Annotated in this window: 10 protein-coding genes; all 10 read left to right on the forward strand. The window is 53.5% G+C overall.

Translation table 11 applies throughout. The features are described 5' to 3' along the window. Position 1: 1 nt before the first annotated feature. The 10 genes from ACYU87_RS19770 (at position 2) to ACYU87_RS19815 (ending at position 15,128) form a co-directional block, all read left to right on the forward strand. Complete coding sequence (locus tag ACYU87_RS19770; RefSeq protein ID WP_461135823.1) at positions 2-1,477, forward strand: RagB/SusD family nutrient uptake outer membrane protein; 1,476 nt, start codon at positions 2-4, stop codon at positions 1,475-1,477. 85 nt (positions 1,478-1,562) lie between these two features. Further along, positions 1,563-2,540: a hypothetical protein gene (locus tag ACYU87_RS19775; protein WP_461135824.1), complete on the forward strand. Its 978-nt coding sequence runs from the start codon at positions 1,563-1,565 to the stop codon at positions 2,538-2,540. A 44-nt stretch (positions 2,541-2,584) separates the two neighbouring features. Then, positions 2,585-4,828 (forward strand): outer membrane protein assembly factor BamB family protein, encoded by a 2,244-nt coding sequence (locus ACYU87_RS19780; protein WP_461135825.1) that lies wholly within the window; start codon positions 2,585-2,587, stop codon positions 4,826-4,828. A 22-nt stretch (positions 4,829-4,850) separates the two neighbouring features. Continuing rightward, positions 4,851-5,855, forward strand: a complete 1,005-nt coding sequence (locus tag ACYU87_RS19785) for a 2-dehydro-3-deoxygalactonokinase (RefSeq protein WP_461135826.1) — start codon at positions 4,851-4,853, stop codon at positions 5,853-5,855. Beyond that, the gene (locus ACYU87_RS19790) at positions 5,852-6,505 is read left to right on the forward strand and encodes a bifunctional 4-hydroxy-2-oxoglutarate aldolase/2-dehydro-3-deoxy-phosphogluconate aldolase (protein ID WP_461135827.1); all 654 of its coding nucleotides are present in this window, start codon (positions 5,852-5,854) and stop codon (positions 6,503-6,505) included. Before ACYU87_RS19785 ends, ACYU87_RS19790 begins: the two co-directional genes overlap by 4 nt. 94 nt (positions 6,506-6,599) lie before the next feature. Continuing rightward, positions 6,600-7,895 (forward strand): MFS transporter, encoded by a 1,296-nt coding sequence (locus ACYU87_RS19795; RefSeq protein ID WP_461135828.1) that lies wholly within the window; start codon positions 6,600-6,602, stop codon positions 7,893-7,895. Between the two features lie 13 nt (positions 7,896-7,908). After that, a complete protein-coding gene (locus ACYU87_RS19800) occupies positions 7,909-8,913 on the forward strand; it encodes a 3-hydroxyacyl-CoA dehydrogenase family protein (RefSeq protein ID WP_461135829.1) in 1,005 nt (334 codons plus the stop codon). 154 nt (positions 8,914-9,067) lie between these two features. Continuing rightward, positions 9,068-10,147: a dipeptidase gene (locus ACYU87_RS19805; RefSeq protein WP_461135830.1), complete on the forward strand. Its 1,080-nt coding sequence runs from the start codon at positions 9,068-9,070 to the stop codon at positions 10,145-10,147. Positions 10,148-10,363: 216 nt separating this feature from the next. Further along, on the forward strand, positions 10,364-11,488 hold the full coding sequence (locus tag ACYU87_RS19810) for a FecR family protein (RefSeq protein WP_461135831.1): 1,125 nt from the start codon (positions 10,364-10,366) through the stop codon (positions 11,486-11,488). Between the two features lie 208 nt (positions 11,489-11,696). After that, complete coding sequence (locus ACYU87_RS19815) at positions 11,697-15,128, forward strand: SusC/RagA family TonB-linked outer membrane protein (protein WP_461135832.1); 3,432 nt, start codon at positions 11,697-11,699, stop codon at positions 15,126-15,128. The last annotated feature ends 10 nt before the right edge of the window (positions 15,129-15,138 follow it).

Genomic DNA, 15,138 nt, shown 5'->3' on the forward strand with positions numbered 1-15,138 from the left:
CATGAAAAAGTTACTAGTCTGTTTGGTTGCGGCCGCTTTGGCAGCGGGTTGCAAAAATTACCTGAACGAAGACACGACGGGCCTGCTCTACGGCCCTAACGTGCTGTCGACGCAGGATGGGCTGGAATCGGCCCTGACGGGTGCCTACAAGGGACTGGGTTCGCAGTGGACGTATGGTTTTATTCACCCCTCGGCCAATGCGGCTGTGCTGGGAGCCGACGACGTAACCACGCACCCTGCCAGTAACAAAGCCGACTGGCGGGAGTTCGACCAATTCAACGTATCGACCACCAACCAACGGTCGGGGGCGGTGTACAACGGCTGCTATAAGGCCATCCAGGGAGCCAACAACGTGATCAACAACTACACCAAAACGGCGGGCACCAAAGCAACGATTGACATTATTGCGGGAGAGGCCTACTTCATCCGGGGGTTCTCCTACTATTGGCTGACCCGCTTTTACGGCAACATTCCACTGGTTACGGCCGGGGCGTATTCAGACAGCCTGCTCACGATCAAAAAGTCGACACCGGCGCAGGTGTATGACCTGATCGTGTCAGACTTAAAGAAAGCCGAAACCATGCTTCCGGCAACCAAACGTGATCCGGGTCGGCCCAATGCCGGGTCGGCGAAGGCTTTCCTGGCGGATGTGTACCTGACGATGGCGGGCTGGCCGCTCAAGCAAACAGACAAATACGACCTGGCAGCTGCCAAAGCCAAAGAGGTGATCGACAACCGGGCAACGTATGGCTTTCAGTTACTATCGACCTTTGCCGCCGTTTTCGACAATGACCCGGCCGTAGCCAGTACTGCCGAAGCCGTTTACCAGATCAGCGGATTTGCGGCCGGTAGCGGTACCGCCAATGCAACCTACGGCAACACGGCCATGCCCGGCGAAGAAGGTGGCTGGGATGACATGTTCGCCGAACTCAATTTTTTCAAAAACTTTCCCGAAGGTCCCCGCAAAGACGCGACATTCCGGACCGCGTTCGGCCTGGGTTCCACAACGATTCCCTGGCAACAGAGCCTGACGAAACATCCGTACTACAAAAAGTGGTACATCAAAAACAACATCGTTACCTCCAGCATTTCGTTGCCGTCGGTCATGATGCGTTACGCCCACGTGCTGACCATCTACGCCGAGGCCAAAGCACGGGGCACAGGCGGGCCAGACCAGGCAGCCTATGATGCCCTCAATCAGGTGCGGCTACGGGGCTTACCCTCCGGCACCAAAGCATTAGCGCCGGGCGATGGCCTGACAGCCGCCCAGTTTGCCGACGCCGTGGTTCAGGAACGCGCCTGGGAATTTGCCGCCGAACGGACCCGCTGGTTCGACCTGGTGCGGCTGGAGCAGGTCGAAGCCGCCAATGCCGCTAAAAGTCCCGACGACCTTCAGCCAATCAAAGCGATCACCAAGGCAAATTATTGGTTCCCATTGCCCTATACAGACACCTCGCTGAATCCGAATTTGAATTAGGTTGGCATGGGTGATTTTTTCACTGTGGTGTCAGTTTTAAGAAACTGACACCACAGTGAAAATTATCCGATAACTCGTTACAGCATTGAACAAACTACTTATCTCCGCTTTTGCCGTATGGGCTTTGTGCGGCCACACGCTACCGCTGGCAGAATGGCCGCAGGCAGACCTGTCGAATGGGGTTTTGCAAACGACGCTGTACCTCCCCGACGAGCAGCAGGGGTATTACCAGGGCACCCGGTTCGACTGGGCGGGGGCCTTTAAAAGCCTGACCTACAACGGGCATAGTTTCATTGAGCAATGGTTCGAGCACTACGACCCCAAGATGCACGATGCCATCAACGGGCCCGCCGAGGAGTTTACCCCGCTGGGCTATGCCGATGCTAAACCGGGCGGTACATTCGTGAAGATCGGCGTTGGTTCACTTCGGAAGCAGGACGATGAAGCGTACGGGTTTTCAAAACACTTTGAGGTAGCCGATTACGGAAAATGGACGGTTAAACGCCACAAAGACCGGATCGATTTTACGCATGAGCTGACCGATCCAACGGGATACGGATACCGGTATACCAAAACCGTTCGCCTGACCAAAGGCAAGCCCGAACTGGTATTGGAACATAGCTTCAGAAATACGGGCCGACAACCCATCCAGACCAGCGTGTACAATCACAACTTCTTTATTATCGACAAGCAGCCTACCGGACCAACCGTTACCATTCAGTTTCCATTTGCGGTGAAAGCCGAGGGCAAAGGATTTGGCACGACCATTCTGGCCCAGGGCAACCGGTTAATCTATGCACGGGAGCTGGAGAAAAAGGAGCAGGTGTATAGTGCGGGTTTGCAGGGATTTAAACCTACTCCCGGCGATTACGACATCCGCATCGAAAATCAGAAGACGGGAGCGGGCATTCATGTTACCAGCGATCAACCCATGGAGAAGCTGGTGTACTGGGCCTGTGCTACCACCTCCTGCCCGGAGCCGTACATCCGGCTGGAAGCCCTGCCAGGACAGGAAGTCACCTGGAAAATCGCGTATGACTTTTATGAGAAATCGAAGCAATAGTCAGTTGTGTCCTTCCTCTGACCCTTCAACCAGCTCAACAACCCATGAATTTTATCCTGAAATATGTAGTAAGCCTGTTGGTTCTGGGAAGTTTCCTCTCCCTGAGCGACGACAAGCCGTCGGTAAAACAATCTCTCCGAGACGCCGACTGGCCGACTTATGGTGGTAACGCTGCCGGAAACCGCTATTCACCGTTAACGCAGATCAACACCAGCACCGTAAAAAACCTGAAACTGGCCTGGCGTTACGATACCGGCGACAATAACGACCCGACTCAGCGAGGGATGGATATTCAGTGCCAGCCTATCGTTGTGAAGGGGGTGCTTTACGGCACGTCGCCGAAATTAAAGCTGTTTGCCATTGATGCCGCTACGGGCAGGCAACACTGGCAATTCGACCCCTTTGCTGATCCGGAGAAAAAACCCCGTTTCCATCCGGTTCGCGGGGTTATGTACTGGGAGGATGGCCAGGACAAACGCGTGCTGTATACGGTTGGGTCCTTCCTCTATGCCATCAATGCCGAAACGGGTAAGTTGGTGGAGCGCTTCGGCAAGCACGGAACGGTCGATCTGCACGAGGGACTTGGCGATAAAGAAACGCTGGGCCATGAGGTAGCCAACCTGTCTATCCGGGTCACAACACCCGGCGTCATTTATAACGATTTGCTGATTACCGGCTCGGCCGTTAACGAGGGGGGCGATGCCCCTCCGGGCTACCTGCGGGCGTTCAACGTACGCAGTGGCAAGCTCGAATGGGTGTTTCACACCATCCCGCTGCCCGGTGAGTATGGCTACGAAACCTGGGCAAGCGATTCCTACAAAAAACTAGGCGGTGCCAATTGCTGGGCCGGTCTGGTGGTCGATGAAAAGCGGGGTATCGTCTATGCTGGTACGGGCTCTCCTTCTGTCGATTTTTACGGGGGTGCCCGACCGGGGCAGAATCTCTTCGCCAATTGTGTCATTGCCCTGAATGCCAGAACAGGTAAACGAATCTGGCATTTTCAGACGGTTCACCACGATCTGTGGGATCGTGACCTGCCTTGTCCGCCCAACCTCATCACCGTAAAGCATAAGGGTCCGGATGGTCGGCTCCGACTGGTCGATGCGGTGGCACAGACGACCAAAGATGGCTACGTCTTTATCTTCGACCGGGATACGGGCAAACCTCTTTTCCCGGTCAACGAAGTGCGGGTGCCTACCTCGCCCGCCCTGCCCGGCGAACAGCCCTGGCCTACACAGCCCGTTCCGACCAAACCAGCTCCGTTTGTTCGGCAGGAATTAACAGAAGCCGACATCACCACCCGCACACCCGAAGCGCACGCCTATGTGCTGGACCGCTACAGGAATAGCCAATACGGCAGTAAATACATGCCGCCCAGCCTGGAGGGTACTTTGTTCTATGGGTTCGGTGGCGGGGCAGAGTGGGGTGGCAATGCCGCCGACCCCGACGGTATTCTGTATCAGAACGCCAACACGATGCTGTGGTGGCTTAAAATGCGGGATGTACGTCTGCCAGCCGACGGGGTAGCCCTTACCAGAGGAGCATCGCTGTTCAATACCAACTGCGCGGTTTGTCATGCTGCGGGTGACAAATCAGGCGGAGGTAGCCAGACCGCGCAGGCCTATCCCGATCTGACCGATGTAGGCAAGCGACTTACCAAAGATCAGATTGCCGGTATTCTATCAACAGGCCGGGGACGGATGCCTTCTTTCGCTCACCTCTCCACGGATGACCGGGAAGCCATCATTCGATTCTTGCTAAAGCTGGATGCCAAACCGGCTACTACTACGGTGGCCTCTACCGATAGCCACAGCTCGGCGGTTAATACGCCTACTCCTGAAGGGGCCGACTTCCCGTACAGTCCTCCTTACTTGAATAACGGCAATACCCAGTTTCGGGATCAGGATAACTACCCAGCCATCAAACCGCCCTGGGGCACGCTGAATGCTATCGACATGAATACAGGCGAGTACCTGTGGCAGGTGCCGCTGGGCGAATACCCCGAACTGACAAAGAAAGGTATTCCCCAGACCGGTACCGAGAACCACGGAGGCCCTATTGTAACAGCGGGCGGATTACTCTTTATTGCGGCCACGTACGACGAGAAGCTTCGGGCATTCGACAAAAAAACGGGTAAAGTTGTGTGGGAGTACAAGCTGCCGGCCGGTGGTTTTGCCACGCCCATTACGTACATGGTCGATGGAAAGCAATACATCGCCATTGCCGCCGGGGGGACCCGATATGGCCTGAAACCCGGCGGATCGTACGTTGCCTTTGCCTTACCGTGAGTCGTACAAAAAAGGAGAATCAATGAAAAACTATTTATTAGGTTGTGACTGGGGAACCACCTCGTTTCGCCTACGACTCATCGACACAACAGATCTTCAGCTCATTGGCGAAGTTACCTCGCAGGAAGGCGTTGCCAGCACCTTTACCAACTGGAAAGCGACTGGCGACCAGCAGGGTATATCCAGAAAACACTTTTTTCGACAACAGTTAGCCCGTCAGATTACTCTATTATCCGCCAAAACAGCCATCGACTTAGTGGGAGTTCCGGTGGTTATTTCGGGAATGGCCTCCTCCTCTATCGGTATGGACGAAGTGCCTTATGCCAGCCTGCCTTTCCCAACGGATGGTAGTCTGGCCAGCACCCGGCGGCTTCTGGCGCAAGGTGATTTTCCGCACGACCTTACGCTGATTTCAGGTGTCCGAACGCAACACGACGTTATGCGTGGAGAAGAAACCCAGCTCATTGGCTTGCTGGATTTGCTGGACAACCAACAGCTTTACGCGGATGAGTCAATCCTGATTTTTCCGGGTACTCATTCAAAGCATATTTATATTCAGCAACAGCAGGTTACTGACTTTCGCACCTTCATGACGGGTGAGTTATTCAACCTGATGGCCTCCCACAGCATCCTCAGTGATTCGGTAGACACCACCGATCTGCATGCGTTATCGGAAAGTGACAGAAGCGCCTTTGTATCCGGTATCAACGATGCTGATTCGTCGATTCTGAATGATTTGTTTAAGGTCCGGACAAACCAGTTATTCAACAAACTGACCAAAAAACAGAACGCACTCTATTTAAGCGGCCTGTTAATCGGCGACGAGTTAAAAACGCTCGTCCGGCAACCGCAGTGGCAGCTGATTTTATGCAGCGGGAACAACCTGTACGAACTGTATAAACTCGCCATGGAGGTACTTGCCTTAAGCGACCGAACCCTACCAATTTCGGCCAGCCTGATCGACAAAGCTACCATGGTCGGCCAACTAAAAATAGCCCAACATCAACACCTACCCCTGCCCAAATGAGCCAGCTCCCCTTCTCCTGGGAATTATTTTCGCAAGCACCCGTGGTCGGTATTATCCGGGGGTTGCAACCGGATGACATTGACCGCATTCTGCCCATTTATCGGGACGCAGGCCTGACAACCATTGAGATAACGATGAATACGGCGGGGGCTGCGTCCATCATTCATCAGGCTGCACAGCTTCATTCCAAAGGCCTTAATATCGGAGCCGGAACGGTCTGCACACTCGATGACCTCGACCGGGCGCTGGATGCGGGCGCTCAGTTCATTGTTACGCCCGTCGTCAGTAAAAAAGTCATTAAAGCCTGCGTAAAGCGTGGCGTTCCTATTTTTCCGGGGGCCTTCACCCCTTCCGAAATTTACAAAGCCTGGACTCTGGGCGCATCGATGGTCAAGGTTTATCCGGCTACGTCACTGGGGCCTGAGTACATCCGGGACGTGAAAGCCCCCCTAAGCCAACTCAGGCTGATGCCAACGGGCGGCATTAGTCTCGATAATATGGCGGCCTATTTCAAAGCCGGGGCCGATGGTCTGGGCATCGGTAGTCACCTGTTCAATAAAGCACTGATTCAGGCGAAAGACTGGACGGAACTACGAACGCATTTGCAGGGTTTTGTCGCCCGCATGCAAGCGGCTATGGGACGGGAGTAAGTGTGTGTTTTCAGTACACTTGGTTATCAGTTCTTAGTTCGTCAGGACACGAACCATGGTTAAAAATTCCATTATACCTTAACCCCTCCCTCTTGTGACTAGCCATAAACCCACTTATTACCGGTGGATTATCGTCGTTTTGCTGTTCACGGCCACCACCATCAACTACCTCGACCGGCAGATAATAGGCTTGTTGAAACCTATTTTAGAAGTCGAATTTAGCTGGACCGAAACGCAGTTTGCCCGCATCGTCATTGCGTTTACGGCTGCGTATGCGGTTGGCTTACTGGCCTTTGGCTGGTTCATCGATAAGGTCGGCACAAAAATGGGGTACGCCGTCACCATTATCTGGTGGAGTGTAGCGGGTATGCTGCACGCGCTGGCCCGAAGCGCGTTTGGGTTCGGGCTGGCCAGAGTAGGCCTGGGCTTAGGCGAGGCTGGTAACTACCCGGCCGCGGTGAAGACCGTATCGGAGTGGTTTCCCAACAAAGAACGGGCGCTGGCAACGGGTCTGTTCAACGCGGGCACCAGCATTGGCGTCGTGGTTGCTCTGTTCATCGTACCCTGGATTTTAACCCGTTACGGCTGGCAGGAAGTCTTCTGGATTACGGGAGCCCTGGGATTCGTCTGGCTGATTTTCTGGTTTTTGTTCTACGACGTACCCGCCAGACAGAAACGCCTGTCGGCAGCGGAGTATACCTACATTACCAGCGGACAGACACGCGAAGACGAGAGTAAAATTGCCATAAACTGGGTCAGGCTATTTACGCTTCCGCAAACCTGGGCGCTTATTACGGGCAAGGGGCTCATCGATCCGATCTACTGGTTTTTTCTGTTCTGGCTTCCCTCCTATTTCTCGTCTACGTTCAAGCTGGATTTGAAAAAGCCAAGTCTGGAACTGATGCTGATTTACACCGCCACCACCGTTGGCAGCATTGGCGGAGGTTACCTGTCGTCCTGGCTGATCCGACGCGGCTGGCCGACCCTGAAGGCCCGTAAAACCGTACTCATCGTGTTTGCCGGCCTGGAATTGTCGATCATACTGGCTCAGTTTGCTACGGATGTGTGGGTCGCGGTGGGCCTCATTAGTCTGGCGGTCGCCGTTCATCAGGCCTGGGCCACCAATGTATTTACAATGGCGTCGGATCTGTTTCCGAAACAAGCGGTCAGTTCGGTCGTTGGTATAGCAGGCATGGCCGGGGCAGTGGGCGGCATTTTCTTTCCCATGCTGGTGGGCAGTCTGCTCGATTCGTACAAAGCAGCCGGGAACCTGTCAGGGGGCTATAACCTGCTCTTTACGATTTGTGGCTGCACCTACCTGCTGGCCTGGGTCATCATCCAGTTGCTTACCCGTAAACCGAAAGTAGTCGAGATCAGTCAACTCATCTAATCGCACAATCAACATGAACGAGCCACTAAATCCGGCCTTGATTCCCGTAGGCATCGTAGGGCTGGGTCTGATGGGCTGCAGCATCACCACCTGTCTGTTACTGGCCGGGCATCCGGTAGTGGCCGTTGCCCCGTTACCCGCCGACATGGAAACGGCGGAGCCGCGTATCCGGGAACACCTGCTGAAAGCCCATCAGAAAGGACTGATTACCCGAAGCCCCGAGGAATACGTTGAGCAACTGACAATCACGCAGGAGTATGGTCTTCTGAAAGACTGTAAGCTGGTACTGGAGTGCACGCTGGAAGATATTGCTATCAAAAAAGCAGTTTATGACCGCATTGAGGCCGTAGTCGCCGACGATACCATTATTACCAGCAACACCTCGGCCATCCCGATCAGTCTGCTTCAGCGCCAGATTCGTTTGCCCGAACGTTTCCTGGGTCTGCACTGGGCCGAACCATCGCACACGACCCGTTTTCTGGAAATCATCTGTGGCGATTTGAGCGACAGCCAAACCGCCGACTGGCTCTATGCCCTGGCCCATTTCTGGGATAAAGAGCCGACCCTGGTTCGCAAGGATATTCGGGGATTTATTGCCAATCGCCTGATGTACGCCATGTATCGCGAGGCTTTCAATCTGGTCGAAAATGGCTATGCAACCGTCGAGGATGTGGACCGGGCCTGCCGCAACAACACTGGGTATTGGATGACGCTGGTGGGCGTTTTTCGGTGGATGGACCTGACGGGCGTACCGGCCTATCATACCGTTATGAAGGATTTATTCCCTACCCTGAGTAACCAGACCGAAGTCCCAAAACTAATTGACGACATTGTGAAAGCAGGTGGTAAAGGCGTTCAGAACGCGCAGGGCTTTTATGACTACACCCCGGAAGAAGCCAGGCTCTGGAAAGAAACCTACGAAGATTTCAGCTACGACATTCGCCAGCTGGCCCAGAAATACCCCGCCGATGTGGTGAAGAAGAAATTAGCGAGAGAGAGTGGCGATTTGAGTGAGTGAGCCGCCGTGCAGCCGGTTTTAAGAAACCTCTAAAAATTGAGTACTCACATAAAAATAGTTTAGGCTATTTCGAAAAGTGGTTTTTGTTATGCTTCGGCCCCGGCGACCCGGCTAACCACACGGACTAATCTGAAAACAACCTGCTTCAACCCTTATGTTTATTATTGATGCCCACCTCGACATGGCACTGAACGCCATTGAATGGAATCGCGATTACCGACTGACCGCCCACCAGCTTCGGCAGGAAGAAGCGGGCATGACCGACAAAATTGACCGGGCGAAGGGCACGGTCTCCCTACCCGACCTGCGACGGGGAAACATCGGCCTGGTCGTTGCTACGCAAATTGCCCGGTTCAACCAGAGCAACGGCAACTTACCCGGTGCGGGCTGGAACTCGCCGGAACAGGCCTGGGCCATGACGCAGGCGCAGCGGGCCTGGTACGAGACGATGGTTGATGCGGGTGAGATGGTCCAGATTCGGGACCGGGCTGGTCTCGAAAGCCACCTGGCACTCTGGCTCGATGACCATACACCCTCGGATAAAAAGCCGGTTGGCTACATACTCAGCCTGGAAGGAGCCGACTCGCTGGTTAATCTGTCTTATCTGGAGAAGGCTTATGCGTACGGCTTGCGGGCGCTTGGTCCGGCTCACTACAGCACCGGCCGGTATGCACCCGGCACCGGATTGAGCGGCCCATTAACTCCCCAGGGGCGCGAACTGGTCAAAGAAATGGATCGGCTGGGCATTATCCTGGACGCAACCCACCTCACCGATGAAGGCTTCACCGAAGCACTTTCGCTGTACAAAGGACCCGTTTGGGCCAGCCACCACAACTGCCGGGCGTTAGTACCGCACCAACGCCAGCTAACCGATGATCAGATTCGGCAGTTGACCGAGCGCGGGGGCGTTATCGGGGGTTGCTTCGACGCCTGGATGATGAAACCCGGCTTCACGCAGCGGGTCAGTAACCCGGCCCGCTTCGGCATCAGCCTGGAAACGATTATCGACCACTACGACCACATCTGCCAGCTCACCGGCAACAGCCAGCACATCGCCATCGGCAGCGACCTCGACGGCACCTACGGCATCGAGCAATCTCCCAGCGATCTGGATACCATCGCCGATCTGCAAAACCTAACCGGTTTGTTAACGAAGCGAGGGTATTCTTCGGAAGACATTGAGAATATATTCTACAAGAACTGGCTCCGGTTTCTGCGGAACGCTTGGAAATAGGCAGAGTCTGTTGCACATGTTTGTGGTGTGGTGTCCGTTTTCAGAATTGCACCGACGACCCGGCTGACACCAGGCTTTGGAAAAGAGCCCTGCTTTCTTTTTAAGAAGCTATACCCCCATTCTACCGACTATTTCAAAAAATTTAAAATAAAATTTCGAAAAATAGAGTATTAACCGGCTACTCCTGCATCTTTCCTCCAAATTTACAAATACCGTATGCAGGCGTACCGGGATTTTGCCCCTGAAGAATTAGCCCTCGACGCATCCTTCCAGCGCTGGCAACTAGACCATGACCCAGCCGCTACCGCTTTTTGGCAGAAATGGCTGGAGCAGTATCCCGACAAAGCTGAGCTCGTCGACAAAGCGGCTGCGTTGCTTACGTTGCTGCATAACACCTACGGCCAGCAGTTCACGGAACGCCTGCCTATTTCGGACCAGGAAATTCAACAGGAGATCAGTCGGCTTCATTATTCGCTCGATAAGCCAGCTACGTCGGTTGTTTCCAGAAAATGGTTTCAGTTCGCGCCAATTCGCTACGGCATGGCAGCCAGTATTCTGGTGGTACTGGGCTTATTTGGCTGGTACCTGCTTCACCCGACCAGCCCAAAGACCGGGGTTACCTACACCGATCTGGTCGCTCAAGTAGCCGAGCCGCTTTCTGAAGTCAGCAACACGGGTAATGCCCCCCAGCTGGTAATCTTACCGGACCAAAGCACCATCCTGCTCTATCCGAAAAGCCGGGTGAGCTACGCCAATCAGTTTGCCGGGAACCGCCGGGAAGTTTACCTGTCAGGAAAAGGTTTTTTCGAGGTTACCAAAAACCCGACGAAGCCGTTTTATGTGTATGCCAACGGGCTCGTTACGAAGGTGTTGGGAACCAGCTTTACCGTGCAGGCTTTCGATGGAGACCGGCAAATGAAAGTAGTTGTCAAAACGGGCCGGGTGGCGGTGTATGCTCAGAAACAGTTACCCATCAACAACCAGCCGGAGTCGTATACACTGGATGGCATCGTTCTGACTCCCAACCAGCAGATTGTCTTCTCGCCGGAGCGGACCCAGTTACTCAAGAGTCTGATCGACAACCCCGTACCGCTCGAAGAGACCCTACCTAAACAAACATTTGCCTTTAAACGGACGCCCATCGCCGACGTATTTTCCGCCCTTACCCAGACGTATGGCGTAACGATTGTTTTCGACGAAGAGGTTATGCGGGCCTGTTACCTGACGGCCTCCTTTGCCAACGAGCCCCTCTTTGAGAAACTGGATTTGATCTGTCATACCATCAATGCCAGCTACAAGCAGGTAGATGGCACCATTATTATCAGTAGCAATGGCTGTTAATACCCGCTGTCAACCAAAACTCATTTAACCCCTCTGACTGCCTATGACCAACAACACTCCGATTCTGATTTGCCCATAAAAAAAGCGGAGATGCGCTAACACCTCCGCCGTCAAAATCGCCCCTCATGTACGCTTAATACGATATCCGCCTGTGTAGCGGACTGGGACTTTATTGTGCCGAATTTTTCACCCGACCAAAGCCAAAACTATGTTAAAACGAGTACTTTGTCAAAAGACCCTGCAGAAAATCATGCGCATTGGATTCTACCAGGCCTTTCTTTCTGTCGCTTTTGTAACCTTAGCCCACGCCTTCGAGGTGAATGGCCAGAAGGTACTGGAGCAGCGCGTATCTATCCAGCTAACCAATACTGACGTAGAGCAGGTACTGGATAAACTGGAGACCGTTGCGCATGTCAAGTTCCTCTATAACCCACAAATTTTTGGGGCCGAACGTAAACTCAATTACAAGTTTCAGAACGAATCACTGTCCGACGTACTCACCAAAGTTCTTTCACCGTATCAGGTTGCCTACGAAGTTTTTCAGGAACGTATTATCTTAAAACGGCAGGAATTACGCCCTGACAGCCAATCGAGTACAAAACAGGAAGCGCCAAAGCGCCGGATTACGGGCGTTGTTCTGGACGAGAAAGGGGCGGGTCTGCCGGGCGTGAGTGTCATCATAAAAGATGCTCAGAAAGGCACAACGACCATTGCCGACGGTACGTTTTCGCTGGATATTCCGGACCAACCATCGGTGCTCGTATTCAGCTTTGTGGGCTATAAACGGCAGGAAGTCGCCGTCGACAACCAGAGCAGCCTCTCGGTAAGCCTGACTCCTGAAGCCAGCACGCTGGGTGAAGTAGTCGTAACCGCTTTCGGTATTGCGCGGGAGAAAAAAGCCCTGGCCTATGCCGTGTCTGAAGTAAAGGGAAGTGAATTTACGCAGGCCCGCGAAAACAACGTAGCTAACGCCCTGACCGGTAAAATTGCCGGGGTAAACGCAACCGGTATGTCAACCGGCCCCGGTGGGTCGAGCCGGGTCATTATCCGCGGAAACGGCTCACTTAACGGCAATAACCAGCCCCTGTATGTCATCAACGGGATGCCGATGGACAACAGTACTCCCGGTGGTACAACTGCTGACGGAAACGGGCCGAACGTTGACCGGGGCGATGGTATTGGCGGCATCAACCCCGACGATATCGAATCCATCAGCGTCTTGAAAGGGGGACCGGCGGCTGCGCTTTACGGGGCCCGGGCTTCCAATGGCGTTATTCTGATCACGACCAAAAAAGGACGCGCTCAGAAAGGTGTCGGTGTAGAGGTCAATAGCAACACGACATTCGAAGACATTGCCGTTATTCCGAAATGGCAGTACGAATACGGACAGGGAGTCGATGGTAAAAAACCGACAACCGTTACGGAGGCAAAAAGCACCGGTCGGCTTTCGTACGGTGCCCGGATGGATGGCCTGCCAACGATCCAGGTCGATGGGCAGTTGCACCCGTATTCGCCCCAGAAAGATAACCTGAAAAACTTTTACCGTACTGGCAGCAACTACATCAACTCGGTTGCCTTCACGGGTGGCAGCGAGACGGTAAACTTCCGCCTGGGTCTGAACAATACCCAATCCAATAGCATTGTCCCGAATTCATCTTTCTCCCGGCGTATTGCCAACCTCAACTTAAATGCCTTTCTGGGCAAGAAACTGAGCGTTGAAACCGTGTTTCAGTACAACGTGGAAGAAGGGATCAATCGCCCCAAAGTTGGTTATGCCGATTTTAACCCGCACTGGGCTACCTACCTGATTGCCAATGTAGTTGACATCCGCAGCCTTGCTCCGGGTTATGATCCGGTTACCGGCAAAGAGATGGAGTGGAATCCCGTTCCGGCTGCGCCAAACCCGTATTTCGTGGTCAACAAGTTTAAGAACAACGATATAAAACACCGGTTTATCAGCCAGGGAAGCATCCGATACGATATTCTGGACAACCTGTTCCTGAAAGGCAGCGTGAGCCAGGACTTTTACAGTTTCTCGTCGGAGTACATTCAGCCAACAAACAACGCTTACCAGCCATTGGGGTCATACCAGGGTCGCAAAACGACTTCTTCGGAAACCAACGGGATGCTGACGCTGAATTACAACACCACCTTTTTCAAGGACCTGAGCTTTTCGGCCCTGTTGGGTGGCAATGCACAGAAAGCCATCTTCGACCAGACGCTGATTGAGGGTAGTGAGTTCACCGTTCCGTATTTCTATAGCTACACCAACCTGGCTACCTCAACCACGACGCCGACGTACTTCAAAAGCGCCATCAACTCGGTATTCGGTTCAGCTGACTTTGGCTATAAGAACATCGCTTACCTGACCGTGTCGGGTCGCCAGGACTGGTTCTCGGTTCTGAATCCGAAAAGTAACCATATTTTCTACCCATCGGTGGGTGGATCGTTTATTCTCTCCGATGCCGTCCAGTTACCGAAAGCGATCAATTTTGCCAAGGTACGGGCCTCCTGGGCACAGGTGGGTGGTGCTACCGTCAACGCCTACCAGATCTATCAGTACTACGCCATGCAACAGGGTGGTCACAACGGTCGGCCGGTGCAGGTTTTATCCTCATCGCAGGTGCCAAACCCGGACCTTAAGCCATTGACATCCACCACCTACGAGGCTGGTATCGAAGGTAAGTTCCTGAACAACCGGGTTGGTATTGACCTCACGCTGTACAACCGGAAAACAACGAACGACATCGTCACGTCGAACATCGCCCTTTCGTCGGGCTACACGTCTGCTCTGCTGAACGTAGGCGCATTGAGCAACAAGGGTGTCGAGTTATTACTGACGGGTACCCCCGTAAAAAAAGCAACTTACGGCTGGGATGTTAGCTTCAATATGGCTTACAACAAAAGCAAAATTGAACAGCTGGCCGAAGGCATCACCGGCGTCGACATCGGCCAGGGTGTTGGGGGCGGACTGGTGCGAAACGTACTGGACAGACCGTATGGCACAGTCTGGGGATACCGGAAGAAAACCGACGCCAATGGAAACGTTGTGTTCAACACAGCCAGTGGTTACGCCGTTCGGGGAAATCTGGAAGAAATCGGACAGGGCACCCCGCCATTAACGATGGGCATCACCAACAATTTCCGGTACAAAAACTTCTCGCTGAACCTGCTGATCGACGGTAAATTCGGTAGCATTGTTTATTCGAACCTGTACCAGTACGCCTATCGGTTTGGCCTACCCCAGGAAACACTGCCCGGCCGCGAAACCGGTTTGACCGTAACGGGTGTAACCCCGGAAGGCGCTCCATACACAAAAACCTGGGCCAAAGAAGATGTTGACACCTACTATGACAACGACAAGAACTACACGGCCATGTTCATGTTCAACAACGACTTTGTAAAACTGCGTCAGGTGGTTCTGAGCTACAACCTGCCCGTTGGCAAACTACCCTTTCTAAAGCTGCAATCGGCCACTGTTTCTCTGGTAGCCCGTAACCTGGCCATCCTTTACAAGGACAAAAAGAATCAGTATTTCGATCCGGAGTCGAGTTACACAAGCACGAACGCACAGGGTCTGGAAGCATTCGGCGTACCCAGAACCAGAAGCCTCGGGGTAAACTTAATGGTAAAATTCTAACCGGCTAACC

The organism is Spirosoma lituiforme (assembly GCF_054776635.1).